Annotated in this window: 22 protein-coding genes; 14 read left to right on the forward strand and 8 right to left on the reverse strand. The window is 59.4% G+C overall.

Going from position 1 to position 25350, the window contains the following annotated elements:
- Positions 1–4: 4 nt before the first annotated feature.
- The 3 genes from WC392_09650 to WC392_09660 are packed head-to-tail and all read right to left on the reverse strand — an operon-like array spanning position 5 to position 5171.
- The gene (locus WC392_09650) at positions 5–1249 is read right to left on the reverse strand and encodes a DUF1015 family protein (protein MFA5242619.1); all 1245 of its coding nucleotides are present in this window, start codon (positions 1247–1249) and stop codon (positions 5–7) included.
- 10 nt (positions 1250–1259) lie between these two features.
- Positions 1260–4694, reverse strand: a complete 3435-nt coding sequence (gene mfd / locus WC392_09655) for a transcription-repair coupling factor (protein ID MFA5242620.1) — start codon at positions 4692–4694, stop codon at positions 1260–1262.
- 42 nt (positions 4695–4736) lie between these two features.
- Entirely contained in the window at positions 4737–5171 is a 435-nt protein-coding gene (locus WC392_09660; GenBank protein ID MFA5242621.1) for a protein YgfX, read from the reverse strand.
- Between the two features lie 80 nt (positions 5172–5251).
- Here WC392_09660 and WC392_09665 point away from each other — a divergent pair, with 80 nt between their 5' ends.
- On the forward strand, positions 5252–6283 hold the full coding sequence (locus WC392_09665) for a folate-binding protein YgfZ (protein MFA5242622.1): 1032 nt from the start codon (positions 5252–5254) through the stop codon (positions 6281–6283).
- A gap of 46 nt (positions 6284–6329) precedes the next feature.
- Here the strand turns inward: WC392_09665 and WC392_09670 are convergent, their stop codons facing one another.
- Positions 6330–7847 (reverse strand): tetrathionate reductase family octaheme c-type cytochrome, encoded by a 1518-nt coding sequence (locus WC392_09670; protein MFA5242623.1) that lies wholly within the window; start codon positions 7845–7847, stop codon positions 6330–6332.
- A gap of 208 nt (positions 7848–8055) precedes the next feature.
- Between WC392_09670 and WC392_09675 the strand changes: the two genes are divergently transcribed.
- From WC392_09675 to WC392_09720, 10 genes are all read left to right on the forward strand, one after another.
- A complete protein-coding gene (locus tag WC392_09675) occupies positions 8056–9888 on the forward strand; it encodes an NAD(P)H-dependent oxidoreductase subunit E (protein ID MFA5242624.1) in 1833 nt (610 codons plus the stop codon).
- Positions 9885–10601 carry a 2Fe-2S iron-sulfur cluster-binding protein gene (locus tag WC392_09680; protein MFA5242625.1) on the forward strand — a complete coding sequence of 239 codons (717 nt, stop codon included), beginning with the start codon at positions 9885–9887 and terminating at the stop codon, positions 10599–10601. Before WC392_09675 ends, WC392_09680 begins: the two co-directional genes overlap by 4 nt.
- Complete coding sequence (locus WC392_09685; protein MFA5242626.1) at positions 10594–11139, forward strand: NADP oxidoreductase; 546 nt, start codon at positions 10594–10596, stop codon at positions 11137–11139. The genes WC392_09680 and WC392_09685 overlap by 8 nt, the downstream gene beginning before the upstream one ends.
- Before the next feature lie 92 nt (positions 11140–11231).
- Positions 11232–12713, forward strand: a complete 1482-nt coding sequence (locus WC392_09690) for a Ni/Fe hydrogenase subunit alpha (protein MFA5242627.1) — start codon at positions 11232–11234, stop codon at positions 12711–12713.
- Entirely contained in the window at positions 12710–13153 is a 444-nt protein-coding gene (locus WC392_09695; protein MFA5242628.1) for a hydrogenase maturation protease, read from the forward strand. Before WC392_09690 ends, WC392_09695 begins: the two co-directional genes overlap by 4 nt.
- 44 nt (positions 13154–13197) lie before the next feature.
- Entirely contained in the window at positions 13198–13500 is a 303-nt protein-coding gene (locus WC392_09700) for a type II toxin-antitoxin system HigB family toxin (protein MFA5242629.1), read from the forward strand.
- Between the two features lie 3 nt (positions 13501–13503).
- Complete coding sequence (locus WC392_09705) at positions 13504–13932, forward strand: helix-turn-helix domain-containing protein (protein ID MFA5242630.1); 429 nt, start codon at positions 13504–13506, stop codon at positions 13930–13932.
- 99 nt (positions 13933–14031) lie between these two features.
- The gene (gene purT, locus WC392_09710) at positions 14032–15231 is read left to right on the forward strand and encodes a formate-dependent phosphoribosylglycinamide formyltransferase (protein ID MFA5242631.1); all 1200 of its coding nucleotides are present in this window, start codon (positions 14032–14034) and stop codon (positions 15229–15231) included.
- Positions 15232–15234: 3 nt separating this feature from the next.
- On the forward strand, positions 15235–15618 hold the full coding sequence (locus WC392_09715; protein MFA5242632.1) for a group II truncated hemoglobin: 384 nt from the start codon (positions 15235–15237) through the stop codon (positions 15616–15618).
- A gap of 85 nt (positions 15619–15703) precedes the next feature.
- Entirely contained in the window at positions 15704–16033 is a 330-nt protein-coding gene (locus WC392_09720) for a hypothetical protein (GenBank protein ID MFA5242633.1), read from the forward strand.
- A 100-nt stretch (positions 16034–16133) separates the two neighbouring features.
- Here the strand turns inward: WC392_09720 and WC392_09725 are convergent, their stop codons facing one another.
- Positions 16134–17777: a FapA family protein gene (locus tag WC392_09725; GenBank protein MFA5242634.1), complete on the reverse strand. Its 1644-nt coding sequence runs from the start codon at positions 17775–17777 to the stop codon at positions 16134–16136.
- Positions 17778–17902: 125 nt separating this feature from the next.
- Between WC392_09725 and WC392_09730 the strand changes: the two genes are divergently transcribed.
- The gene (locus WC392_09730; GenBank protein ID MFA5242635.1) at positions 17903–18340 is read left to right on the forward strand and encodes a hypothetical protein; all 438 of its coding nucleotides are present in this window, start codon (positions 17903–17905) and stop codon (positions 18338–18340) included.
- A gap of 23 nt (positions 18341–18363) precedes the next feature.
- Here the strand turns inward: WC392_09730 and WC392_09735 are convergent, their stop codons facing one another.
- Together WC392_09735 and metG are read right to left on the reverse strand one after the other, a co-directional pair.
- Positions 18364–19965: an MFS transporter gene (locus tag WC392_09735; GenBank protein ID MFA5242636.1), complete on the reverse strand. Its 1602-nt coding sequence runs from the start codon at positions 19963–19965 to the stop codon at positions 18364–18366.
- A gap of 4 nt (positions 19966–19969) precedes the next feature.
- Positions 19970–22093: a methionine--tRNA ligase gene (gene metG, locus WC392_09740; GenBank protein ID MFA5242637.1), complete on the reverse strand. Its 2124-nt coding sequence runs from the start codon at positions 22091–22093 to the stop codon at positions 19970–19972.
- A 127-nt stretch (positions 22094–22220) separates the two neighbouring features.
- Here metG and apbC point away from each other — a divergent pair, with 127 nt between their 5' ends.
- Positions 22221–23309 carry an iron-sulfur cluster carrier protein ApbC gene (gene apbC, locus WC392_09745; protein MFA5242638.1) on the forward strand — a complete coding sequence of 363 codons (1089 nt, stop codon included), beginning with the start codon at positions 22221–22223 and terminating at the stop codon, positions 23307–23309.
- 91 nt (positions 23310–23400) lie between these two features.
- The gene (gene dcd, locus WC392_09750; protein MFA5242639.1) at positions 23401–23967 is read left to right on the forward strand and encodes a dCTP deaminase; all 567 of its coding nucleotides are present in this window, start codon (positions 23401–23403) and stop codon (positions 23965–23967) included.
- Between the two features lie 48 nt (positions 23968–24015).
- On the opposite strand, the gene cysN is transcribed toward dcd, so the two are convergent.
- Complete coding sequence (gene cysN / locus WC392_09755) at positions 24016–25308, reverse strand: sulfate adenylyltransferase subunit CysN (GenBank protein MFA5242640.1); 1293 nt, start codon at positions 25306–25308, stop codon at positions 24016–24018.
- Positions 25309–25350 lie beyond the last annotated feature (42 nt).

The raw sequence follows: 25350 nt of genomic DNA on the forward strand, positions 1-25350 counted from the left end.
ATCCCTAATTCAGGGCATGTGAAACCAGGCCATCCGCCAGCTTGGGCTCGAACCAGGTGGACTTGGGCGGCATGACTTCGTTGGCGTCGGCCACCGCCATCAGGTCTTCCATGCGCGTGGCAAACAGGGCGAACGCTACCGCCATTTCACCGCTATCGACGCGCTTTTCCAGTTCCGCCAGGCCGCGGATGCCGCCGACAAAGTCGATGCGCTTGTCGCGGCGCGGGTCGGCAATGCCCAGCACCGGCGCGATCAGGTTGTTCTGCAGCAGGCTGACATCGAGCCGCGCCACCGGGTCCTGCGCGGGGATCAGCTCCGGCTTGATGGCGAGGCGGTACCACTGGCCATCCAGATACATGCCGAACTCATTGGGTTGCGCCGGTTTCATCTGCCTGGCAGAGGTTGCAACGGAAAAGCGCTCGCCGATGCGCTGGAGAAAAGCCGCTTTGTCCAGGCCGTTCAGATCCTTGATCACACGGTTGTAGTCCATGATTTTCATCTGGTGGTGCGGGAAGATCACCGACAGGAAGTAGTTGTAGCTTTCCTCTCCGTTGTGGCCGGGATTGGCGGCCTTGCGTGCAGCGCATATGCGTGAGGCCGAGGCGGAGCGGTGATGGCCATCGGCGATGTAGATGGCGTGCATGGCGTCGAAAGCCTGGGTCAGTTTCGCGTTGATGCCGGCATCGTGCATCACCCAGATGGTGTGGCGGATGCCGTCGTCAGCGGTGACGTCGGCATCGGGCTGCCCCGCACTGGCCTGGGCGAGAATGGCGTCCACTTCGGGCGCAGCGGGGTAGGCCAGCAGCACCGGCCCGGTCTGGGCGTTGAGGGCGTCGATCTGGCGTACCCGGTCGTCTTCCTTGTCGGGGCGCGTGAACTCGTGCTTGCGGATGCGGTTGGTGTCGTAGTCCGCCACCGCTGCCGCCGCCACCAGCCCGGTCTGGCTGTGTTCCCCCATGACCAGGCGGTAGGCGTAGTAGCAGGCGCTTTCATCGCGCTTCAGCACCCCTTCATCGATCATGCGCTGAAGGTTTTCCGCTGCCTTGGCATAGACTTCCGCGGCATAGGGATCGGTTTCAGGCGGCAGGTCGATTTCCGGTTTCGAGATATGCAGGAAGCTCCAGGGGCGGCCATCTGCGCGCACCCGTGCTTCCGCGGTGGAAAGCACGTCATAGGGCGGGGCGGCAACGTCGCTGGCACGTCCGGGTGCGGGGCGCAGGCCGGCAAAGGGGCGGATCAGATGAGTCATGTCGGGGTCCTTATTGCAGTTTCTTGAATAAAAATTTGATCACGGTGATGCGCTGTTCAACTTCGGGCAGCGGAACGCCGATGCGGATCTTGTCCGGGCCGGCCAGCTTGCAGCCGGGCTGTTTCTGGATGAATTCGATGATTTTAGCAGGGTCGATCGGCGGGCTGGGGACGAATTGCACCACCACGGCATCGCTGCTGGCGTCAATTTTCCTGATCCCCAGCGGCCTGGCCAGGACGCGCAGGCGATGTGATTCAAGCAAGGCGCTGGCAGCTGGCGGCAGCAGGCCGAAACGGTCGATCAGTTCTTCGTGCAGCACATCCAGTTCTTCCATGCTGTCGCAATTGGCCAGCCGCTTGTAGAGCGTCAGGCGCTGGTTGATGTCGCCGCAGTAGTCCCTGGGCAGCAGCGCCGGAGTGTGCAGGTTGATTTCCGTGGTGACCCCCAAGGGCTCGGCCACATCCGGCTCCTTGCCGTCCTTGAGCGCCTTCACGGCCTGGCTGAGCATGTCGGCATAGAGGCTGAAACCGATCTCCTGCATTTCGCCGCTCTGCGATTCGCCCAGGATCTCGCCCGCGCCGCGGATTTCCAGATCGTGCATCGACAGGTAGAAGCCGGCGCCCAGGTCTTCCATCATCTGGATCGCTTCCAGACGTTTCCTGGCTTGCGGGGTGAGCGCCGCCACCTCGCCCGGCGTGAGCAGGTAGGCGTAGGCCTGGTGGTGCGAACGTCCGACCCGGCCGCGCAACTGGTGCAGCTGCGCCAGGCCGAACTTGTCGGCGCGGTTCATCAGGATGGTGTTGGCGGTGGGGATGTCGATACCGGTTTCAATGATGGTCGTACAAAGCAGGACGTTGAAGCGCTGCTGGTAGAAATCGCGCATCACGTGTTCCAGGTCGCGCTCGTGCAACTGGCCGTGGGCCACGGCAATGCGTGCCTCGGGCAGCAGTTTCGTCAGCTTTTCCTGCACGTTGAGGATGGTTTCCACCTCGTTGTGCAGGAAATACACCTGGCCGCCGCGCTTGAGCTCGCGCAGCACCGCTTCGCGGATGATGCCTTCGGAATAGGGGGCGACGAAGGTCTTGATGGAGAGGCGCTTTTGCGGCGCGGTGGCGATGACGGAAAAGTCGCGCAGGCCTTCCAGCGACATCGACAGCGAGCGCGGAATCGGCGTGGCGGTCAGGGTCAGCACGTCCACTTCGGCGCGCATGGCTTTGAGCTGCTCCTTCTGGCGCACGCCGAAACGGTGTTCCTCGTCCACGATGACCAGGCCCAGGTTTTTGAATTTGACGTCCTTCTGGATCAGCTTGTGGGTGCCGATCACAATGTCGATCTCGCCCGAGGCCAGCCCTTTGAGCGCCAGGGTCTGTTCCTTGGCGGTGCGGAAGCGCGACAGCTCGGCCACTTTCACCGGCCAGTCGGAAAAGCGGTCGGAAAAATTGTTGAAATGCTGTTCCGCCAGCAGCGTGGTGGGGACCAGGATCGCCACCTGCTTGCCGTCGGCAACCGCCACAAAGGCAGCGCGCAGGGCCACCTCGGTCTTGCCGAAGCCGACATCGCCGCACACCAGCCGGTCCATCGGCTGGCCGGAGGTCATGTCCCCGATCACGGCCTGGATCGCGGCTGCCTGGTCTGGCGTTTCCTCGAAGTCAAAAGTGGAGGAGAAAGCCTCGTAATCGTGATGGTTGAGCTTGAATGCGTAGCCGGTGCGCGCGGCCCGCTGCGCGTAGAGGTTGAGCAGTTCCGCGGCGGTGTCGCGCGCCTGCTGCAGCGCCTTCTTTTTCGCCTTTTCCCACTGTCCGCTGCCGAGCCGGTGCAGGGGCGCGGAATCCGGGCTGGCGCCGCTGTAGCGGCTGATGACATGCAGGTCGGAAACCGGCACGTAGAGCTTGTCGCCACCGGCGTATTCGAGGTGCAGAAACTCGGTTTCGCCTTCGCCCAGATCCATGTTCACCAGGCCCAGATAGCGGCCGATGCCATGCTGCTCATGCACCACCGGGTCGCCGGCCCGGAGCTCGGACAGGTCGCGCAGCATGTTCTCGACATTGCTCCGGCGCGTGGTATCGCGGCGCCGCGACTGGCGGACCTGGCTGGCGTAAAGCTCGGTTTCGGTGATGATAGCCAGTGAGGGGTGAGGCGTGAGGGGTGAGGCGTTAGCAGTGAGTACGAAGCCGGTGCTCACCAGCCCCGCTGCAAGCATGAGCCGTTCAGGGCTGGTTTCGAATTGGGCGAAATTTTCGCAGATGGCTGGTTTCAGGCCGTATTCGGCCAGGTATTGCGCCATGGTTTCGCGCCGTCCCATGCTTTCTGCCAGGATCAGGGCGCGGCCAGCGAAGTGCTCGATGAAGCCTTTCAGATTTTCCAGCGGGTCTTCGGCGCGGCGCTCGACCTGTACCGGGGGCACGGGCCGGGTGATGGGTTGCTCGCCGGGTTCGGCGGAAATTTCGATGCGGCCAAACAGTTTGATTTCACCGAAAAACACATCCACCGGCAGGAACAGTTCTTCCGGCGAGAGCAGGGGGCGGTTGCGGTCGCCGCGCAGCAGCATGTAGCGCGAGCGGGTATCCTGCCAGAACTGCTGCGCGGCGCCTTCCAGATCGTGGTGCAGGCACAGCAGCGCATGCTCCGGCAGGTAATCGAACAGCGTGGCCGTGTGCTCGAAGAACAGCGGTAGATAGTATTCGATGCCCAGCGGCGCCAGGCCGTTGCTGACATCCTTGTAAAGCTGGCTCTTGGAGGGATCGCCTTCGAATTTTTCACGGAAACTCTGGCGGAAGTGGCTGATGCCGGCCTCATCGAGCGGGAATTCGCGCGCCGGCAGCAGGCGCACGTCCTTCACCGGGTAGATGCTGCGCTGTGTATCCACGTCGAAGGTGCGGATGGACTCGATTTCCTGATCGAACAGATCGAGCCGGTAAGGCACCGCGCTGCCCATGGGGAACAGGTCCACCAGCCCGCCGCGGACCGAATATTCGCCCGGCGTCAGCACCTGGGTGACGTGAGTGTAGCCAGCCTGGGTGAGCTGTTCGCGCAGCGCATCGAGATCCAGCTTGGTGCCCTGCTTGAGGAAAAAGGCATGGGCAGCCAGAAACTCGCGTGGCGGCAGGCGGCACAGCGCCGTGGTCGCCGGAACGATGATGACGTCGCAGGCATTGTGGGAAATCTGGTACAGCGTCGCGAGGCGCTCGGAGACCAGATCCTGGTGTGGAGAGAAATGATCGTAGGGCAGCGTTTCCCAGTCGGGCAACAGGTGGACGGCCAGCTGGGGCGCGAAAAAGGCGATTTCGTCACGCAGGCGCTGGGCGTGCCAGGCGGTTTCCGTCAGGATCACCAGCGGCCGCGCTTCCTGCGCCAGCCGGGCCAGCGCCAGCGCATCGCTGGAGCCATGCAGGCCTGTATGGCGCGTGCGTTGGCCGGGTAAGGGGAGGGGCGACGGAAGTAACATCATGAGCGGGGTTAAAAGGCTTTGATTATACCAGCAAGCCAATCAGGCTCTGCTGGCATTGCCGCATTTCCAGCGCAGCAGAACGCGCATTTTTCTTCGTGATTCCGCATCCGCCGAGTCCGGAAAAATGACGATGTGACGAGTCAGGCGGCTGTTCTCTGGCGAGAGATTGAGCACGCTGAGCCATGGCGTGACCATGCTGGAGCCCAGCAGCCTGGCTTCCCGCCATACGCCAGCGCGGGTCTGGTAAGTGCAATTGCACTCAGGATCAAGGCGCAGCTGAAGAATTGAATGGTTTGCCGCGAGCAGGCCGTCGCGCCGCAGGTGAAAGAGGAAACTGGCCATGATCAGCAGGCTGGTGGCGATCTGTATTGCCGGCATTGGCGGCAGGAGCCAGACCACAAGCAGGGATAGCAGGTGTGCCATGGCGAGCAGGAAAACCAGCGTGCGCGAGGGGTGAAGTTTCAGGTCGAGCATGGCAACGGGCTTGTAAAAAAGGCCAAAGACCCTTATTTTACCCCTTAATTAAATCACGACTAATTTGATCGGAAATAAAAATGAATTCCAACTGGCAAGATTTTTTGCTCGCGGCGGGCGCCCGGATCGAAAACCAGCAGCTGGTTCACTTCGATTCGCCGCAACAGGAAATCCTGGCGGCGCAGAACGGCAGCATTCTCACCGATCTTTCGCATTTTAGCGTCGTCCAGTTTGCCGGTGAAGACAGTGAAGCCTTCCTGCAGGGCCAGGTGAGCTGCGACGTGCGGCAGGCGACGCTGGCGCAGGCCCGGCTCGGCAGCTACTGCACACCCAAGGGGCGAATGCTGGCGACTTTCCTGCTGTGGCGCAGTGCGGAAGGGTTTTTCATGCAACTCCCGGCGCCACTGCGCGAGGCCATCCAGAAACGTCTCACCATGTATGTCATGCGCTCCAAGGTGAAAGTGAGCGACGCCAGCGAACAGACGATCCGCCTCGGCATCGCCGGGCAGGCGGCTTTTGCCGCGCTGGCCGAATTGGGTGGAACTGCGCCGGAAGATGATTATGCCGTTGCCAGGTGCGGCGCGGTAACGGCCATCCGCCTGCCGGGGCAGCGCTTTGAGCTGCTGGTTGCGCCTGATAATGCGGCAGCAGTGTGGCAAATCCTGAGCAGGCATTGCACCCCCGTTGGCAGCGGCTGCTGGGAATGGCTGGAAATCCAGGCCGGCATTCCCATGGTGACGGCCGCAACCCAGGAGCAATTCGTGCCGCAGATGGCGAATATGGAGCTGATCGGCGGCGTCAGCTTCACCAAGGGCTGTTATCCCGGGCAGGAAATCGTGGCGCGCTCGCAGTACCTGGGCAAGGTCAAGCGCCGCATGTACCGCGCCCGCCTGCAATCCGATGCCGCGCCCCAGCCGGGTGATGTGCTGTTTGGCCAGGGACCGTCGGAACAGTCCGGCGGCATGGTGGTAAATGCACAGCCCGCGCCCGATGGCGGATTTGACCTTTTGGCCGTGATTTTGAACTCCAGCATCGAGTCCGGCGCCGTGCACTGGAAAACCCCGGATGGACCGGTTCTGAAACTGTTGAGCTTGCCCTATGCGGTTGAATAAGGGTGGTTGTTTGGTTGTGGCGTTGAAATGCCTGAATTAACAGGTGCTATGGGCCAACATGGAAGCCCGGCAGATTTTTCATGCGCCCGTTCGGCTGATGGCATTCCTTGCAGTCGAGTGCATTTTCCTTGGGCGCGACCATGTGGTTGAGTGGCCAGGTCATTTCTGTCCGGATAAAATCAACCTTGCCTGAGAACGGTGCACCGGCGTAATTCATCCCTGTGGCGATGGCTTTTTCCCAATTGAAGTTTTTCCAGTAGGACGTCTCGTCGGTGCCCGTGGTGTGCGGAATTACCAGCGATTTGGCAACCGGATCATAAGGCTGAACGCCACGGACAATCTTGACCGGCCAGATCCTTGATTTTCCATCTTTTGGGCTGCCTTCGAAGTGGTTGATCTTTGTCACGCCTGCTGTCTTGTCGATTTTGTCAGTAAGGAGGGTGTATCTTACCTTCCCGTTGAACCAGATGTAGTCCGGGATGACGTTCTCACCCAGGGTGAAATCGCCTTTTTTTGAACTGTAAATTGCACGCCCCCTGGAATCGGTCTTCACCATTGGCATCCCGTCCGGGCCCATTTTTCCGGCGGTGGACCAGTCCCAGAACATGGTGGTTGGAATACCGCCACGCGCCATGGCTGGAATATGACAGGTCTGGCACGCTACCTTGTCGCTATGTTTGTTAAGCACCCCAACTTCTGCCGCGTGCGGCTGATCTCCGTGGCAGGATTGGCATGTCCCGGGGTTGGATTTGTCCAGCTTGCCGCGCATGTGGCGGCCACCCTTGTCCATGGCAGTCGGAGCATAACGGCTTCCTGGCACCTGGTGGCCCGTGGTCATGTGGCAGGTGGCGCATGTGAAGTCCGCCCCTGTGGCGTCCATGTGCACGTCGAGTGCCCTGTCAGGCGCCGCCAGCGAACTATCCATGTCTCCGTGTTTGACGCCGTCGCCGCCTCCACCATGGAAATGGCATGCGCCGCAGGTATCGCGACTGGTTTTGCCTACTTGTTGCGCCACCCTTTGTAAATCAACTGCCCTGATAATCTTGCCTGAGCCCGGCGGAAATTCCATGTCCTGGTAGGCTGGGTGGCCCGCCATGCCGGAAGCCTTGATGTAGCTGCCAGTGGTGTCGTGGCACACCAGGCAATCCACGTTGGCTTCGGAGCTGAAATCGAAATTCTTGTCTTTCCGGCCATAGCCCACATGGCAGGTATTGCAAAAGGCGTAATTGGACGGGATGGCGACACAGTAATTGTTGAGCACGTTCTTTTTGCCCAGACGCTGCATGTTGTCAGGGTTTACATATTCCCAGGTCCAGTGCTTGGTCCGATGGATCTGCCTTGCCGCCTCGGTATGGCAGCTCAGGCAGGCCCTGGTGACCTCCGGCCCTGACTTGAAGTCTTTGTGCAAAATCTCGAATTTGGTGTGATTGGCAGTGGTGTTGAGCTTCAGTGGTGGTTCAGGCGGTGTGGCGGGTGTTTGGCTGTTGTCTGCGATGACGTTTGCCGAAGCAATCCAGGCAGAGATCAGCAGAACGGTGTTCCAGAGAGTATGACGGGTTTTCATGATAGCTCTCCATTTCATATGGCGGTTCCGGAATCAAGCAGGAATCCTTTTATCACTATATTCCTGACGTGCCCGAAGAGCTCATAAAATTCCTTTTTGTGCCAGTTTCTTTATCCCTGCGTGCTTTTTTTGCTTCAAGTGTCTGTCATCATCTGCTGGTAATATAGTGGCATTATCTTGAAACGTTTATCGGGTGGGAGGGCCGTACATGGAGCCTTGCGAGTATCCTCATATCGAAGACCAGCTGGCTCCCGTGCTTGGCCGTCATGGCGGTGATCCCACGCGTTTGCTGCAAATCCTGCGCGACGTGCAGGACTGCTTTCATTTCATTCCGCCAGAGGCCATTGATTGCATTGCCAGTCACCTGAATCTGTCGCGCGCCGAGGTGGAAGGTGTCGCCGGTTTTTATTCCTTTCTTTCGCTCATCCCTCAGGGTGAATATCGTCTCCTCTTTTCGGACAACATCACTGACAACATGCTTGGCAAGCCGGAGCTGATGCAGTATTTCTGCAACAAGCTGTGGGTCGAGCCCGGCAAGGTGTCGGAAGACAATCTGGTGAGCGTGGACAGCACTTCCTGCACCGGCATGTGCGACCAGGGTCCCGCGGCGCTGGTGAATGGCTGGCCTTTGACCAATCTGGATAACAACCGGCTGGACCTGATTGCCGAGCTGATCCGCATCCGCAAGCCGGTGGCGGAGTGGCCGGAAATGCTGTTCGAGGTCAGGGACAATATCCGGCGCCCCGGCATGCTGCTAGGTGACCTCTTTGTGCCCGGGGCAGGCCTGCGCGCCATGCTGGCACGCGGTGCCGAGGCGACTCTCAGGGAAGTGGATGCCGCCAATCTGCGCGGTCGAGGAGGAGCGGGTTTCAAGACCGCTTCGAAGTGGTCATTCTGTCACGCGGCGATTGCCGAGGAAGAGGGCAGCATGATCTGCGACGTGGGTGGAAACCCCGAGCGTTTCATTGTCTGCAATGCCGACGAGGGCGAGCCGGGTACTTTCAAGGATCGCGTGTTGCTCAGCAGCCATGCCGATATGGTATTCGAGGGAATGACCGTGGGGGCGCGGGTGATCGGAGCGCGCAAGGGTTTTCTCTACCTGCGTGGCGAATACCGCTATCTGCTGAAACCACTGGAAGCGGTGCTGGCCAGGCGCCGGGCCGATGGGCTGCTGGGTGAAAATATCCTCGATGAAACAGGGTTCGCATTTGATATCGAGATCCATCTCGGTGCCGGCGCTTATATCTGCGGCGAGGAATCCGCCCTGATCGAATCGCTCGAGGGCAAACGCGGGCGCCCCCGTAACCGCCCGCCGTTTCCGGTGACCAAAGGCTATCTGGGCCGGCCAACCGTGGTGGACAATGTGGAGACTTTTGCCTGTGCTGCCCGTATAGCGGAAAAGGGCGGCGCCTGGTTTGCCGCCATGGGAACAGCGCAATCGACCGGTACCAAGATTCTTAGTATTTCCGGCGACTGCGCGCGGCCCGGCATCTACGAATATCCCTTTGGCGTGACGGTGGAGGAAGTCCTGCGCGATTGCGGCGCGGAGGACGCCCACGCCGTTCAGGTCAGCGGGCCTTCCGGGACACTGGTTTCATGGCAGGAATTTGGCCGCCGCATCGCCTTTGAGGATTTGCCCACGGCTGGGGCATTCATGGTATTTCATCGCAAGCGCGAAATGTTTGCCGCCGCCCATAATTTTACCCATTTTTTTGCCCATGAAAGCTGTGGTTTCTGTACGCCCTGCCGGGTCGGCACGCAACTGCAGAAGCGGATCATGGACAAGATCGCGGGTGGACATGGCACCCCGGCAGACCTCGAAGAATTGAAACATGTCGGCCATATCCTCGGTACCATGAGCCATTGCGGGCTGGGCCACACTGCGGCCAACCCGGTGCTCGATACGCTGAAAAAATTCCCCGGCACCTTCGAGCGCAAGCTGAAGGCGCTTTCTTTCGAACCGGCATTCGATCTGGATGGGGCGCTGCAAACGGCGCGCAATATTACCGGACGGGACGATGAATGGGCGCACCTGATATGAGCAAAACCATTTCCATCGACGGCGTGAATATTCCCTTTGCAGATGGGCAGACCATTATGGACGCCGCGTTGGTGGCGAAGGTTTACATTCCCCATCTGTGCCATAACCCGGAATTCAAGCCGCATGGCAGCTGCAAGCTGTGCACGGTCAATGTCAACGGCCGTCCGGTTTCTTCCTGCACCCTGCCTGCCAGCGAAGGCATGGAGGTCGAGAACATGACCGAGGCGCTCAACAATGAGCGGCGTGCCATTGTGCAGATGCTGTTCGTCGAAGGCAATCACCTGTGCCCGACCTGCGAAAAAAGCGGCAATTGCCAGTTGCAGGCGGTAGCCTATTGCCTCGGCATGATGTCGCCCCGTTACAACCATTTTTACCCGCCGCGTGAAGTGGACGCTTCACATCCGGACGTGTTTCTCGACCGCAATCGTTGCATCCTGTGCGAGCTGTGCTTGCGTGCCAGCCGCGATGTGGATGGAAAAAACGTGTTCGCCCTTTCCGGGCGTGGCATCGGGTCGCGGCTGGTGGTGAATTCCGCCAGCGGTCGCCTCGGTGACAGCACTTTTGCCGTTACCGACAGAGCGGCGCAGGTATGTCCGACCGGCGCCATCCTGATCAAGCGTCAGGGTTTCAGCGTGCCGATTGGCCGCCGTATTTACGACCATAAGCCCATCTGCCAGGTAGAGAGCGAAGGGAAAGAGGGGGAGCATGAGTGAGATGAAAAAAGTGCGCATTGCCACCTGTTCCCTGGCGGGCTGTTTTGGCTGCCACATGTCCCTGCTGGATATCGATGAGCGCCTGTTCGATCTGCTCGAAGTGGTGGAATTCGACCGCACGCCGCTGACCGACATCAAGCATTGCAGCCCTTGTGACGTGGGCATTGTGGAAGGCGGCGTGTGCAACGCGGAGAACGTGCATGTCCTGAAGGAATTCCGCAAGAACTGCAAGGTTCTGGTGGCGATGGGCGCCTGTGCCATTACCGGCGGCTTGCCGGCGCTGCGCAACAATATCGACCTGTGGGATTGCTTCCAGGAGGTGTACCAGTACGAAGGCGGGCTTGAAGGCGGGCAGATTCCCAATGATCCGGAATTGCCGCTGCCCTTTGACAAGGTGCACCCGATCTACGAAGTGGTGAAGGTGGATTATTTCCTGCCCGGCTGTCCACCGCCGGCGGATGCAATCTGGAAATTCCTTACCGACCTGCTGGCGGGCCGGGAGCCGAAACTGGATTATGAGCAGCTGCATTATGACTAATTTTTTTACCGCAAGGGACGCAAAGGATCGCAAGGTAAACCGTTTTTTTTCCTTCGCGTACCTTTGCGTCCTTCGCGGTTAATGGATCTACCATGACTTTTGAACTGGAAACCGCCGCCCATCCGGAAAACCTCAAGCGCGTGGTGATCGAGCCGGTGACCCGCGTCGAGGGGCACGGCAAGGTCACGCTGCTGCTGGACGAAGACAACCGCATCCACCAGGCGCGCTTTCACATCGTCGAATTCCGTGGCTTCGAGAAATTCATTCAGGGGCGGCCCTATACCGAGGTGCCGGTGCTGGTACAGCGCCTGTGCGGCATCTGTCCGGTGAGCCACCACCTTGCCGCCTCCAAGGCGATGGACATGATCATTGGCGCCACCTTGACGCCCAGTGCCGATAAGTTGCGCCGCCTGATGCATTTTGGCCAGATCCTGCAATCCCATGCCCTGCATTTCTTTTATCTGGCCTCACCCGACCTGCTGTTCGGCTTTGATTCCGGCCTCGCCACGCGCAACATTGTCGGCGTGGCTGCGGCCTACCCCGAGATTGCCAGGCAGGGCGTTGCCTTGCGCAAATATGGGCAGGAAGTCATCCGCCTGACCGCCGGCAAGCGCATCCATGGCACCGGTGCCATTCCCGGCGGCGTGAACAAGAATCTCAGCGTGGCCGAGCGTGATTTCCTGCTGAAGGACATCGATCAGATCATTGCCTGGAGCCAGGGAGCCGTCGATTTGATCAGGAAGGTCTATTGCGAGCGGCCGGAATTCCACAACGGCTTCGGTTATTACCGTTCCAGCTTCATGAGCCTGGCGCGCGAAGATGGCGCGCTGGATTTTTACCACGGCGGTCTGCGCGCGCGGGATGAGCACGGCCAGGACATTTTTGACCATTTGGATTACAGCCATTACTGGGATTATGTGCATGAGGAAGTGAAGCCCTGGTCCTACATGAAATTCCCCTTCATTCGCTCGCGCGGCAGGGAGGAGGGCTGGTACCGGGTCGGACCGCTGGCGCGGGTGAATAACTGCGACTTCATCCCTACCCCGCTGGCCGAGGCCGAGCGCAGGATTTTCAAGGCATTTGACGGCGGCAGCGCCACCCAGGCCACGCTCGCCTACCACTGGACGCGCATGATCGAGATGCTGCATTGCGCCGAGGGCATCCAGGAACTGCTGCACGACGACGATCTGCTCGGCGACGATCTGCTCAGCCAGGGTGAACGCTCCCTGCGCGGGGTGGGTGTGATCGAAGCGCCGCGCGGCACGCTGATTCATCACTACCGCATCAACGAGGACGAGCAGATCGTGCGCGCCAACCTGATCGTCTCCACCACCCACAACAATCAGGCCATGAACGAAGCGGTGCGCCAGGTGGCGCTGCAATACCTGGATGGCAAGGAGCTCACCGAAGGCTTGCTCAACCATATCGAAGTGGCCATTCGCGCCTTTGATCCCTGCCTCTCCTGCGCCACCCACGCCCTGGGGAAAATGCCGCTGGAAGTGGAACTGATCGACGCGGAAGGCAAACAGATCGACCGGCTGGCGCGCAACAGCCCGGGCACGTGCGGCGCGTGACGGCGCCGCTGCTGGTCTTCGCCTATGGCAACCCGAGCCGGGGCGACGATGCTCTCGGGCCGCTGCTGCTGGAACGGCTGGAAGCGCTGCACCTCCCCCAGGTCGAACTGCTCACCGATTTTCAGCTCCAGGTGGAGCATGCCATCGATTTGCAAGGCCGCGAACGGGTGCTGTTCATCGATGCCAGCGTTTCCTGTCCGCCGCCATTTGCTTTTTCCCGCCTGGCCCCGGCCAAAGATCGCAGTTTTACTTCCCACGCCATGAGCCCCAATGCGGTGCTCCAGGCTTATCAGGAACTTTATGGCGAAGCGCCTCCAGCCTGGCTGCTGGCCGTGCGCGGGGAGACCTTCGAACTCGGTGAACCTCTGAGTCCGGCGGCAGCCGCCAATCTTGAGGCGGCGTTTGGATCGCTGCAAAATTTTGTTTCAGGCTGGAAATAACCGTTGCCCCTGATGTGCCATATCAATATGATATAATTTATATCGTGCACATTATCTCTTTCAAAATGCTTCGTGAGTTCTGGCAGAAACATCCCGCTGCGGAATCAGTGTTGCGCCAGTGGCATTCGATAGTCGAGCAAACCGACTTCAGGGATTTTGGCCATATCCGGGAGTTTTACAACTCCGCAGACTATGTGCCGCCCTATGTGGTGTTCGACGTGGCCGGGAACAATTATCGCGTCGTTGCCGTTGTGCAGTACAGGGCGAAACGTGTTTACATACGGGAAGTTATGACGCATCGTGAGTATGATGATTGGTGTAAGCGTTACCGAAAAGGAAAGGTCTGAATCATGCAAGCAGCACAAACCCAATTCGATATTCGAGCCATCCAGTCCTCTTGGGCGGCATTCGAGTCTATGGCGCATCTCCGTCCGGTTCACGACGAGGCCAGCTATGACCAGATGGTGGCTCTGATGAACTCGCTGCTGGACGTGGTGGGTGACGATGAGGACCATGCACTCTCTGGCCTTCTGGAGCTAATTGGCGACGTGGTTTCCAAGTATGAGCGCGAACACTACGCCATCGAAGCTGCGGCTCCCAAAGATTCTCTGCGCTTCCTGATCGAAGCACGCGGGTTGAATCAAGAGGACTTGAGCTCCATCGTGCCGCAAGGCAACCTGTCGGCAATCCTGGCCGGAAAGCGCAAAATCAGCGCGACATTAGCTGGAAAACTTGGCAAGTTCTTTGGGGTTAGTCCCGCGCTCTTTGTGCCGAGTTAGCCAACCAGATTTTGCACAAAACAAAAATTCCTCTGTGGCGATGTTTTTGGCCATTTCCAGCCATGTATTGCATATGGCCAATATTTTGAAGCGAGCGTCATGAGAATCGGCACACCCTTAAGCCCCCTGGCCACTCGGGTCATGCTGCTTGGCAGCGGCGAGCTGGGCAAGGAAGTCATCATCGCCCTGCAGCGCCTGGGGGTGGAAGTCATTGCGGTTGACCGCTACCCCAATGCACCCGGCCACCAGGTAGCCCATCGCGCTCACGTCATCAACATGGCCGACGGGCCGGCGTTGCGCGCGCTGGTCGAGCTGGAGAAACCGGATCTCGTGGTGCCCGAAATCGAGGCTATCGCTACCGATATGCTGGCGCTGATCGAACAGGATGGGCTGGCAGAAGTCATTCCAACCGCCCGTGCCGCACAGTTGACCATGAACCGCGAAGGCATCCGTCGCCTGGCGGCGGAAAAACTGGGCCTGCCTACCTCGCGTTACGCATTTGCCGGCTCGCTGGACGAGATGCGGGATGCCATTGAAAATTCCATCGGTTTTCCCTGTATCGTCAAGCCGGTGATGTCTTCATCCGGCAAGGGGCAGTCCACCGTGAACGGCCCTGAAGACGTTGAAAAATCCTGGGATTACGCCATGAGCGGAGGCCGGGTCAGCCATGGGCGAGTGATCGTGGAGGAGATGATCCGTTTCGATTATGAAATCACCCTGCTGACCGTGCGCGCGGTGGGTGCCAGCGGTGCAGTTGAAACTTGTTTCTGCGAGCCCATCGGGCATGTCCAGGTCAAGGGTGATTATGTCGAGAGCTGGCAGCCGCAGGCCATGAGACCCGCAGCCCTGAAAAGTGCGCAGGATGCCGCCCGGGCCGTGACAGACGACCTGGGCGGGCGCGGAATTTTCGGCGTCGAGTTTTTCGTCAAGGGAGATCAGGTGTGGTTTTCAGAAGTTAGTCCCCGTCCTCACGATACCGGCCTGGTGACGCTGTGCAGCCAGCGTTTGTCGGAGTTCGAGCTTCACGCCCGCGCCATCCTCGGCTTGCCGGTGGACGTATCCCCGCGCAGGCCGGGCGCTTCGGCAGTCATTTATGGCGGCATGGAGGAAAAAGGCATTGCGTTCGAAGGAATCGAGCAGGCGCTGGCGGTGCCAGAGAGCGATCTCCGCCTGTTTGGCAAACCGGAAAGCTTTATCCGCCGCCGCATGGGTGTGGCATTGGCAAATGGCGCTGATGTGGAAGAGGCGCGCAGCCGCGCCAGGCTGGCCGCGAGCCTGGTCAAGCCGGTAAAGGAATAGGCAATGGAAACGCATTATCAAAGGATGGGCGGGGAAGATCCCATCCGTCTCCTGGTTGACCGCTTTTACGATCTGATGGACGAAGATCCTGATTACTACGGTATCCGCAAGCTGCACCCCAGGGATCTCGGCGAAGCACGCAATAAACTGTTCATGTTTCTCTCCGGCTGGACCGGCGGGCCGCAGCTTTACATGGAAAAATTTGGCCATCCCCGCTTGCGCCAGCGGCATATGCCGTTCGCCATCGGCGAGAGCGAGCGCGATCAGTGGATGGCCTGCATGCAGCGCGCGATGAATGAAGCCGGGGTGGACGAGAATCTGCGTCAGGAACTCACGGGGGCATTCTGGAAAACAGCCGATTTCATGCGCAACAAGGCGGATGAATGATGACAATTCTGTAATCAACCGGGGCATCTGTCTTGCTATGATGCCAAGGTTAAGCGTTTTATTATTTTGTAACGAAAGGAAAATCATGAAATTGTTTGCTGGCGTGACCGGTTTGGCTCTGCTTGTGGTGTTCGCGTCTTCTGCCCAGGCGGGCAGCATTGACGGGAATGCGGTGCTTGGCGGCGCTCTGGGCGGTGGTGCGGGTGCCGCAGTCGGTTCAGCCATTGGCGGGCGTGAAGGCGCGATTATCGGTGGCGCCATTGGAGGTGCCGCCGGCACTGCGGCCATGACTTCCGATCGGAGAGAGCCCCGTGTGAGGCAGAGCGAGGTGTATTACGATGATGATCGGCATGACAATGGCCGTCACCGTGGGCAGCACAAGCAAAAAAATAGACACCGGCATGGAAACGACTGATCTCCAGCAGATTTGAAAAAGGGAGAGATCCGCAGCCAACAAGGCCTTGCCGGATCAGTCAATACGGCGACCGGAAGGCTTCTTTAACCGAGTCCCATAATCACTGGAAAGTGATTCCCTCTTCGCCGAGGGTAAAACTGCCGCCGCTGCCTTGAGTATCGACAAGATGAATTTTTCCGCCGATCTCGACCTGAACGCCACCGAATACGGTTTTTTCCACAACTACCCTGGCATCCACGGAAAGCTCAATCTCGAACTCGAGCTGCTCTTTTTCTTCCTGCAGGGTTTCTATATCCAGCATCAGGGCCATTTGCGTGTTTTCAGCCTTGCTGAGTATCCCCGCCGGCATGCGCTCTGGATGGCTTTTTACAAAGTCCAGCAGTTTGACGGTTTCAATCATTGCCGTGGCTTTTGTGTCCAGATGTTGTGTCGTGCGTTTCAGTTTGTCATTCAGATAGGGATTGGTGCCAACCATCACCCGGGTCTTGACTCCAGACGCCGAGCCGATCGAAGCGGCCTGCACCAGAAGGGTGGCTTCGGTCAGGCCGCCAATGATGCGGCCAGTGGCTGATCCCGGTTTGCCGACCATGATCTGGTTGATGGCCGCCAGTTCACTTTGCATCACCAGATTGGCCACCAGAATGCTGTCGCCGGTTTCGACGCTGGCATTTTCGATGAAGTGGGCCGAGCAGGAGCCATCGCAGCGTATGCGGGCAATCCCCTGTTTCTGTTTTTTGTCCGGATGGTCATGAATTTCGCCGTGGCCGATGATGCCGCCCTTGATGATGACGTCTCCTCCGGCGTCGAGCGTGGCGGCTTCGACCGTGCCGCCGACATGGATGTCACCGGAGGCACGAATGCTCATGCCGGCCTGAACATCGCCAGTAATGTTGATGGTGCCATCGAAATCTATATTGCCGGTAGACAAGTCAACCGTCTTTAGCGTGATCGTCGGCTCCACTATCATGCCGTGGCTGACTTCCACCGGTTGGCCGGAAGTTTCCGCGATCAGGAAGGCGGGGTCTTCCGGATCGATCATGGCGCCCTTGAGCTGGGGGGAAAACATGGCTTCCTTGCCGGGTTTGGCCGGGATAGCCTGTCCCAGCACGTTTTCCCCGGCTTCGCCCGGCGTGGGAGGGTGTTTCTGCATCAGGCGCTCACCCTGATGCACCGTGACGATGCCGCCCAGATCGCGGTAATCGGCAATGTCGTGCTCGTCGAGATGGGGGTGGCGATCCTTGACCATGGCGATCAGGCATTGCAACCGGCCATCCTCGCCATTTACGACCTCGCGGCCTTGGGCTATCTGGATTCTTTCCTCGCAGCCGTTTGCCAGCACCTGTTCGATTTCTTCGTCAAGGATGCCGGAAGTAATGGCTTTTTCAGATAAGGCGCGCTCAATCTGCTCCCGGCTCAGGGCTGCGCCGCCGCAGGGGGGAGTCACAGTCAGCCAGGCCATCATTTTGTCCGCAGCGATTTCGACGGCTGCCCTGGCGTCGCGAATTTCCCCGATTTCAAGGCTGAAGGGCTCGGTAGCCGTGGCATATTGCTTGATCAACTGAGCCATAACCGGCTCGAAGAGGAAGAGTTGCGCAAAACCATCGGCAGCAATTTTTTGCCGTAACCCGTCCAGGTCGACAGGTATCTGATTATCAGCCGGCGTAAAGCTTGCCATCAGCTTGCGGCCGTCATCCGATATTGAAAGTGATAAAGCCTGGCCTTGCGTGTCCTGTGCTTCAACCATCCGCTGTTCCCCCGTTTTTTGCAGGGTATCAGGTTTTGATATATCGGTCTGCTCATCGGCTGTATTACTGGCATGCGCAGATGAGGGTAATATTCGCCTTCTTCAGGCAAGCACGAGAGCAAACAATGGGAATTCTGGTAAATATCATTTGTGCCGACGAGGAGGATGCCGAGACCATCGGCGAGTCGCAACACCCGGTTGCCGAGTGGAGCGGCATCGAGGCAAGGGATATCGATACCGCAAAAATTGTAACCCTGCACTGCCTCCTGACCGGCGATGGGCTGGAGGATGCGGTCTATGCCTACGAGCCGGTGTACGTGGCTGGTGACGACGGGGCTATTGTTCTGCGGATTCCGGACGAGCTGATGGAGAAGCTTGCCGGCCTCGAAGAGGAGGCTATCGAGATGGTGGGAGAGGAACTGGCTGCCACCGAGGAATTCGAGCTGAGCGGCTGGCCCGCCGGGGAGGTTCAATCCCTGGTGGATGAGCTCTCCGCGCTGGCCAGGCTTGCCGATTCCCAGGGGCAGGCGATGTTCGTCTGGATGCACCCGCTGCTGACCTAGCAGCCTGCCGGGCTTGAAAGCGGCTAATCATCCAGCGGCGTGTTCGCTGTCTCCGGCAGGAAAATCAGCCCGATCACGAAAGCCAGCGTCAGCAATCCGGCGGGATACCATATACCGGCAAGCGCATTGCCGCCCTTGACACTGAGAAAGGTGACCATGAAGGGCGAGAGCCCGCCGATCCAGCCCGCGCTGAGGTTGTGGGGCAGGGCGACGGCGGTGTAGCGGGTGCGGGCCGGGAACAGTTCGGCCAGGGTGGCGGTCTGTGGGCCGGTGATGAGCGCCACCGCGACCACCAGCACCATCATCAGCAGCACCAGCATGAGCCGGTTTGCCTGGCTGGCGTCGGCCTGTGCCGTCCAGCCCTTGGCTTTGAGGGCCTCGGCAAGGCGCTCGGGGTGGAATCCCGTGACCACATTATCATTGCCGACTCTTATGCTTGTTTCCCGCGCACCCGCGCTGTTCTCCAGGGTATAACTGATGCCCAGCTTGACCAGCGTTTCCTGATTGCGCTCGCAGTCGTTGCGCGCTGGCGTGAAGGGATCGTAGCCGCACGCGCTGCCGGACAAAACCACCGCCACTTCATTGTTGAAACGCTCCAGCGCCGGGTTGCCGAAATGCAGCAGTCCATTGAACACCGGTACCAGGGTTAGAGAGCCCAGCAGCAGGCCCGCCAGCAGCACGGGTCTGCGCCCGATCCGGTCGGACAGCCAGCCGAACAGGATGGTTAGCGGAAACAGGGCAATGGTGGCTGCCATGACCAGCGTTCCTGCCAGTTGTGCATCCAGCCTGACCACGTTCTTGAGAAAGACATTGGTATAGACCTGCGAGGAAAAGAACAGCAGCGACCCGCCAGCGGAGATGCAGAAAAACAGCAGAGCCATGCGGCCCAGGGTATGACGGTCGCGGAGGCAATCGCGCAAGGGCGTGCGCGACAGGGCATTTTTCTCGCGCAGGCGGCGGAATACTGGAGATTCATGCAGGCTGAGGCGGCTTTTCAGGGAAATTGCCAGCAGCACGGAGGAAAGCAGGAAGGGGACGCGCCAGCCCCAAGCACGGAAATCCGCATCGCTAAGCAACAGGCCCAGCAGGACCACCTGCATGGTGGAGGCCATCATGCCGAGCGGTCCCATCAGTTGCAGTACGCTGGTGTAGATGCCACGGCGCTTGTTCGGGGCGTGCTCGGTGAGATAGACCGCCGCGCCGCCGATTTCCCCGCCCACCGCCAGCCCCTGCAAAAGACGCAGCAACAGCAGCAGGGCGGGTGCGAGCAGGCCAACCTGGTCAAAGGTCGGTAGCAGGCCAACGGCAAAAGTCGTCACGCCCATCAGCGTAATGGTGGCGATAAAAATCGGGCGCCGCCCGTATTTGTCGCCCAGCGAACCGAACAGTGCCGCACCGAGCGGACGCACCACCATGCCCACGCCAAAGGTGGCGAGGCTGGCGAGCAAGGCCGTTACCGGGTTGCCTTGCGGGAAAAACAGGACGCTGAAATAGGTTGCCAGCGAGGCAAAGGTGAGGAAGTCATACCATTCGAGAAAAGTACCGAAGCAGGCCGCCACCACCACCTTGCGCTGGATTTCGGGCGATTCTTCCGGTGGTTCTGGTGTCGTGGCGATATCCGGCATGTGCTTATTTTACGCGCATGCCGGGCTCCGCACCTTCATCCGGGCCGAGGATGAAGAGGCCGGGCGTGTCGCCGGAAGCGGCCAGCACCATGCCCTCGGACAAGCCGAATTTCATCTTGCGCGGGGCGAGGTTGGCGACCATCACGGTCATGCGGCCGATCAGCTTCTCCGGATCGTAGGCGGATTTTATGCCGGCAAACACGTTGCGGGTCTTGCCTTCGCCTATATCCAGGGTGAGCTGCAGCAGCTTGTCCGCGCCTTCGACATGTTCGGCATTGACGATCCGGGCGATGCGCAGGTCGATTTTGCTGAAGTCGTCGATAGAAACAAGCGGAGCGATAGCGAGTTCGTTTGCTCCCTCTCCCCCCTGCGGGAGAGGGTTGGGGAGAGGGGGTTGGTGTGCCTGCTTTTCGCCATGGCGTGCCTGGGAATGCATATCCGTGGCGGGTACGGCTTGCAGGCTTCCCTTGTTGGCCTCCAGCAAGGCTTCGATCTGTTTCGGGTCGATTCGGGTCATGAGGTGCTCGTAGGCATTGATGGCATTGGCGGGGTAGGTGGCGATGTCCTGCCAGCCCATTTTTCCTTCCAGATTCAGGAACTGTTCCACCCTGGCGGCGAGTTGCGGCAGCACCGGCTTGAGGTAGATGGTCAGGATGCGGAAAGCATTCAGGCTTTCGCTGCATACCTGGTGCAGGCGTTTTTCCTGTTCCGGCTTCTTGGCCAGTTCCCAGGGTTTGTTCTGGTCGACGAACTGGTTGACCGCATCGGTGAGGCGCATGATTTCGCGGATCGCCCGGCTGAAATCGCGCTCTGCATAGGCACGCGCAATCATTTCTTCCGAGCCGAGCAGGATGACTTCGAGTTCCTCTTCCTCCGGCTGGCGGCGTTCTTCAGGCGCGATCAGGCGGCCTTCAAAGCGCTTGTGGATGAAACCGGCAGCACGGCTGGCAATATTGACGTATTTTCCTACCAGGTCGCTGTTGACGCGTGCGCTGAAGTCTTCCAGGCTGAGGTCGATGTCCTCCATGCTGCCGTTGAGCTTGGCGGCGTAGTAATAGCGCAGGCATTCCGGGTTGAGGTGTTGCAGGTAGCTCTCGGCGGTGATGAAGGTGCCGCGCGATTTGGACATTTTCTGGCCGTTCACGGTGAGGAAGCCGTGCGCGAAAACGCTGGTGGGCGTGCGGTGGCCGGAAAACTTCAGCGTGGCCGGCCAAAACAGGGCGTGGAAGTAGAGAATGTCCTTGCCGATGAAGTGATACAGCTCGGTATTCGAGCCTTCTTTCCAGAACTCGTCAAAGTCGAGTCCCTCACGCTTCGCCAGATTCATGAAGCTGGCCATGTAGCCAATCGGCGCATCCAGCCAGACATAGAAGTATTTGCCCGGCGCATCCGGGATTTCGAAGCCGAAATAGGGGGCGTCGCGCGAGATGTCCCAGTTGTTGAGGCCGGATTCGAGCCATTCCTGCATCTTGTTGCAGGCTTCGGCCTGCAGGTGGCCGGCCGCTTGTGTCCATTCGGCCAGAAACGTCCTGCACTTGTCATCGCCGAGCTTGAAGAAATAGTGCTCGGATTCCTTGCGCACCGGGCGGGCGCCGGAAACGGCGGAAACCGGGTTGATCAGGTCGGTGGGCGAGTAGGTGGCGCCGCAGGCCTCGCAGGAGTCGCCATACTGGTCCATGGCATGGCACTTGGGGCATTCGCCCTTGATGAAGCGGTCCGGCAGGAACATTTCCTTTTCCGGGTCGTAGAATTGCTCGATGATCTTGGTGTCGATCAGTTTTGCCTCATCACGCAGCTTGCGGTAAATCGACTGTGCCAGCGTCCGGTTCTCTTCGGAGTTGGTCGAGTAGTAGTTGTCGAATTCGATGTGAAAGCCGCCGAAGTCGCGCGTGTGCTCATTCCATACCCGATCGATCAGCTGTTCCGGGGTGATGCCTTCCTTCTCGGCGCGCAGCATGATGGGCGTGCCGTGGGTGTCGTCCGCGCAGACGTAGAAACATTGCGTGTCGGCTTGCATTTTATGAAACCGCACCCAGATATCGGTCTGGATGTACTCGACCAGGTGTCCCAGGTGGATGCTGCCGTTGGCATAGGGCAGGGCGGACGTGACCAGGATTTTGCGTGTCATGGGAAGCTCGAAACTGAGAAAGCTGAAATTGTAACAAAGTCGGCCGCGCGGATAGTAGGCGCGCCGCTTTTTATTGTTTAAACTTCACCATTTTTTGAATAGTCAGACTCGAATTTTAGGAGCAAGCATGGCCGTTTCGGAACAGCAGGTGCAGGATGCACTGAAGGAATTGATCGATCCCCATACCCATAAGGATTACATGTCCAGCAAATCCGCCAGGAACATCAAGGTGGACGGCAATAACGTGGCCGTGGATGTGGTGCTGGGCTATCCCGCCAAGGGCGTGATGGATGACATCAGAAAACTGGTGACGGACAAGCTGAAATCCATTTCCGGCATGGGTGACGTGAGCGTCAACATGAGCCAGAAAATTGTTTCCCACGCCGTGCAGAAGGGTGTGAAGCTGATTCCCGGCGTGAAGAACGTGATCGCCGTGGCCTCCGGCAAGGGCGGCGTGGGCAAATCCACCACCGCGGTCAACCTGGCCCTGGCCCTGGCGGCTGAAGGTGCTACCGTGGGCATCATGGATGCCGACATCTATGGTCCTTCCCAGCCAACCATGCTGGGCATTACCGGCCGCCCCGATTCTTCCGACGGGCAGAGCATGGAACCCATGGTGGGGCACGGCATTCAGGCCATGTCCATCGGCTTCCTGGTCGACGTGGAGCAGCCCATGGTATGGCGCGGCCCGATGGTCACCCAGGCGCTGGAACAACTGCTCAACGACACCAAGTGGAAAGATCTCGACTACCTGGTGGTCGACCTGCCGCCGGGCACCGGCGACATCCAGCTGACCCTGGCGCAGCGCGTGCCGGTAACCGGCGCCGTGATCGTCACCACGCCGCAGGACATCGCCCTGATCGACGCGCGCAAGGGGCTGAAAATGTTCGAGAAGGTGGGCATTCCCATCCTCGGCATCGTGGAAAACATGAGCCTGCACATCTGTTCCAACTGCGGCCACGAAGAACGCATCTTCGGCACCGGCGGCGGCGAGAAAATGTGCCAGGATTACGAAGTGGAATTCCTTGGCTCCCTGCCGCTGGATATCCGCATCCGCGAGGAAACCGACTCCGGCAATCCCACCGTGGCAGCCGAGCCGGATTCGCGGATTTCCATGATCTACCGCGACATCGCCCGCCGCGTGGCGATCCGGGTGGCGGAGCAGGCGCAGGACTTCAGCGCGCGCTTCCCGTCAATCGTGATTCAAAATACCTGAAAATACGTGAGGGGTGAGGAGGGAGGAGTGAGGAGTAAAACCCTCGGGCTTCTCCTCTCTTGTTGCTCCTCACACCTTACGGAGTAGCCAAATGAGCATCAAATCGGACAAATGGATCCGCAGGATGGCGGAACAGACTGGCATGATCGAGCCTTTCGAGCCAGGCCAGGTTCGCGAGCAGGACGGGCGCAAGATCGTTTCCTACGGCACTTCCAGCTACGGCTACGATATCCGCTGCTCCAACGAATTCAAGCTCTTCACCAACATCAACAGCACCATCGTCGATCCCAAGAATTTCGACCCCAATTCCTTTGTCGAGGTGAATGCGGATTACTGCATCATCCCGCCCAATTCCTTTGCCCTGGCGCGCACCGTGGAATATTTCCGCATCCCGCGCAACGTGCTGACCATTTGCCTGGGCAAATCCACTTACGCGCGTTGCGGCATCATCGTCAACGTCACGCCCTTCGAGCCGGAATGGGAGGGCTACGTGACGCTGGAGTTTTCCAACACCACGCCGCTGCCGGCCAAGATCTACGCCAACGAGGGCGTGGCGCAGGTGCTGTTCTTCGAGTCCGACGAGGTGTGCGAGACCTCCTACAAGGACCGTGGCGGCAAGTACCAGGGCCAGGTCGGCGTGACCTTGCCCAAGATTTAACCCGGCTGTTGGGGCGAATTCATTCGCCTACGGCGGTTAAAACCGCCCCTACACGCTTGTGCGGCAGATCATGCCCGCCGCGACGGTTTCGTTGCTGAATTCGTCGATCACGATGAACCCGCCACCGGCGCGGTTGTCCTCGTAGGCATCGCATGCCAGCGGATTGAACAGCCTGAATGAGGCCCGGCCGATCTCGTTCATGGCCAATCCGGCTGTTGCGCCGGCCTTCTCCAGGGTGTGGATATCCACCTTGTAATCAATCTTCTGGATCTCCGCCTTGACGGTGCGGGTGGCATGCTTGATGTAATATTTGCGGCCCGGCGCTAACGGCTTTTCGCCCATCCAGCACAGCATGGCGTCGAACGCCCTGACCACGCGTGGCGCGGCATCCCGGTGCGCGATCGTGTCGCCGCGGGCAATGTCGATATCGTCCTCGATGGTCAGGGTGACTGACGAAGGCGCCACGGCTTCCGCGAGGCCGCCGTCGTAGGTGACGATTTCCCTGATTGTGGAAGTCTGCCCGGAAGGCAGAACCACGATCTTGTCACCGGCTTTTACACTGCCCGACTCGATGCGCCCCATGTAGCCGCGGAAATCGTGCAATTCCGGGGTTTGCGGCCTGCTCACCCACTGCACCGGGAAGCGGAACGCGTTATGTTCGCGGCGGCATTTCACTTCTACCTGTTCCAGCGTTTCAAGCAGGGTTTTGCCCTGATACCACGGCATATTGGCGCCGCGCTCGACTACCATGTCCCCGGCCAGTGCCGAGATCGGGATGAAGCGGGCTTCGCTATGGGCGATTTCCAGCTTCTCGAAGAACGCGGCAAATTCGCGCTTGATTTTTTCAAAGACCTGTTCCGAATAGCCCACCAGGTCCATCTTGTTGACCGCGACCACGATATGGGGAGTGCCCAGCAAGGCCGCGATGTAGGCGTGGCGCCGTGACTGGGGCAGAAGGCCCTTGCGCGCGTCCACCAGCACGATGGCGAGGTGCGTGGTGCTTGCCCCCGTCACCATGTTGCGGGTGTACTGTTCGTGGCCCGGCGTGTCGGCAATGATGAAATGGCGTTTGGGCGTGGCGAAGTAGCGGTAGGCGACGTCGATGGTGATGCCCTGCTCGCGTTCCGCCGCCAGGCCGTCCGTGAGCAGCGCCAGGTCAAGCCCCTTGCCGCCCTTGCGTTCATTGAAGTGCTTCGCCGCTTCGAGCTGATCCTCGAAAATGCCCTTGCTGTCCACCAGCAGGCGGCCGATCAGCGTGGATTTGCCATCGTCCACGCTGCCCGCGGTGGAAAAGCGCAGCAACTCGGTCTCGCGCTTGAAAATGTTTTCGATCATGTTCATGTGTATGTTCCTTGAATACCGCGATTTATCGTAGGTCGGGCT

Origin of the sequence: Sulfuricella sp., assembly GCA_041651995.1 — a bacterium.
Classification (GTDB): domain Bacteria; phylum Pseudomonadota; class Gammaproteobacteria; order Burkholderiales; family Sulfuricellaceae; genus Sulfurimicrobium.

What these genes read in the sequence shown, in the direction of transcription:
- mfd (MFA5242620.1), bottom strand. Translation starts at nt 4,694, where the DNA reads ATGTTACTTCCGTCGCCCCTCCCCTTACCCGGCCAACGCACGCGCCAT.
- purT (MFA5242631.1), top strand. Translation starts at nt 14,032, where the DNA reads ATGAGAATCGGCACACCCTTAAGCCCCCTGGCCACTCGGGTCATGCTG.
- dcd (MFA5242639.1), top strand. Translation starts at nt 23,401, where the DNA reads ATGAGCATCAAATCGGACAAATGGATCCGCAGGATGGCGGAACAGACT.
- apbC (MFA5242638.1), top strand. Translation starts at nt 22,221, where the DNA reads ATGGCCGTTTCGGAACAGCAGGTGCAGGATGCACTGAAGGAATTGATC.
- WC392_09715 (MFA5242632.1), top strand. Translation starts at nt 15,235, where the DNA reads ATGGAAACGCATTATCAAAGGATGGGCGGGGAAGATCCCATCCGTCTC.
- WC392_09725 (MFA5242634.1), bottom strand. Translation starts at nt 17,777, where the DNA reads ATGGTTGAAGCACAGGACACGCAAGGCCAGGCTTTATCACTTTCAATA.
- WC392_09680 (MFA5242625.1), top strand. Translation starts at nt 9,885, where the DNA reads ATGAGCAAAACCATTTCCATCGACGGCGTGAATATTCCCTTTGCAGAT.
- WC392_09650 (MFA5242619.1), bottom strand. Translation starts at nt 1,249, where the DNA reads ATGACTCATCTGATCCGCCCCTTTGCCGGCCTGCGCCCCGCACCCGGA.
- WC392_09685 (MFA5242626.1), top strand. Translation starts at nt 10,594, where the DNA reads ATGAGTGAGATGAAAAAAGTGCGCATTGCCACCTGTTCCCTGGCGGGC.
- metG (MFA5242637.1), bottom strand. Translation starts at nt 22,093, where the DNA reads ATGACACGCAAAATCCTGGTCACGTCCGCCCTGCCCTATGCCAACGGC.
- WC392_09660 (MFA5242621.1), bottom strand. Translation starts at nt 5,171, where the DNA reads ATGCTCGACCTGAAACTTCACCCCTCGCGCACGCTGGTTTTCCTGCTC.
- WC392_09690 (MFA5242627.1), top strand. Translation starts at nt 11,232, where the DNA reads ATGACTTTTGAACTGGAAACCGCCGCCCATCCGGAAAACCTCAAGCGC.
- WC392_09675 (MFA5242624.1), top strand. Translation starts at nt 8,056, where the DNA reads ATGGAGCCTTGCGAGTATCCTCATATCGAAGACCAGCTGGCTCCCGTG.
- WC392_09665 (MFA5242622.1), top strand. Translation starts at nt 5,252, where the DNA reads ATGAATTCCAACTGGCAAGATTTTTTGCTCGCGGCGGGCGCCCGGATC.
- cysN (MFA5242640.1), bottom strand. Translation starts at nt 25,308, where the DNA reads ATGAACATGATCGAAAACATTTTCAAGCGCGAGACCGAGTTGCTGCGC.
- WC392_09735 (MFA5242636.1), bottom strand. Translation starts at nt 19,965, where the DNA reads ATGCCGGATATCGCCACGACACCAGAACCACCGGAAGAATCGCCCGAA.
- WC392_09730 (MFA5242635.1), top strand. Translation starts at nt 17,903, where the DNA reads ATGGGAATTCTGGTAAATATCATTTGTGCCGACGAGGAGGATGCCGAG.
- WC392_09670 (MFA5242623.1), bottom strand. Translation starts at nt 7,847, where the DNA reads ATGAAAACCCGTCATACTCTCTGGAACACCGTTCTGCTGATCTCTGCC.
- WC392_09720 (MFA5242633.1), top strand. Translation starts at nt 15,704, where the DNA reads ATGAAATTGTTTGCTGGCGTGACCGGTTTGGCTCTGCTTGTGGTGTTC.
- WC392_09705 (MFA5242630.1), top strand. Translation starts at nt 13,504, where the DNA reads ATGCAAGCAGCACAAACCCAATTCGATATTCGAGCCATCCAGTCCTCT.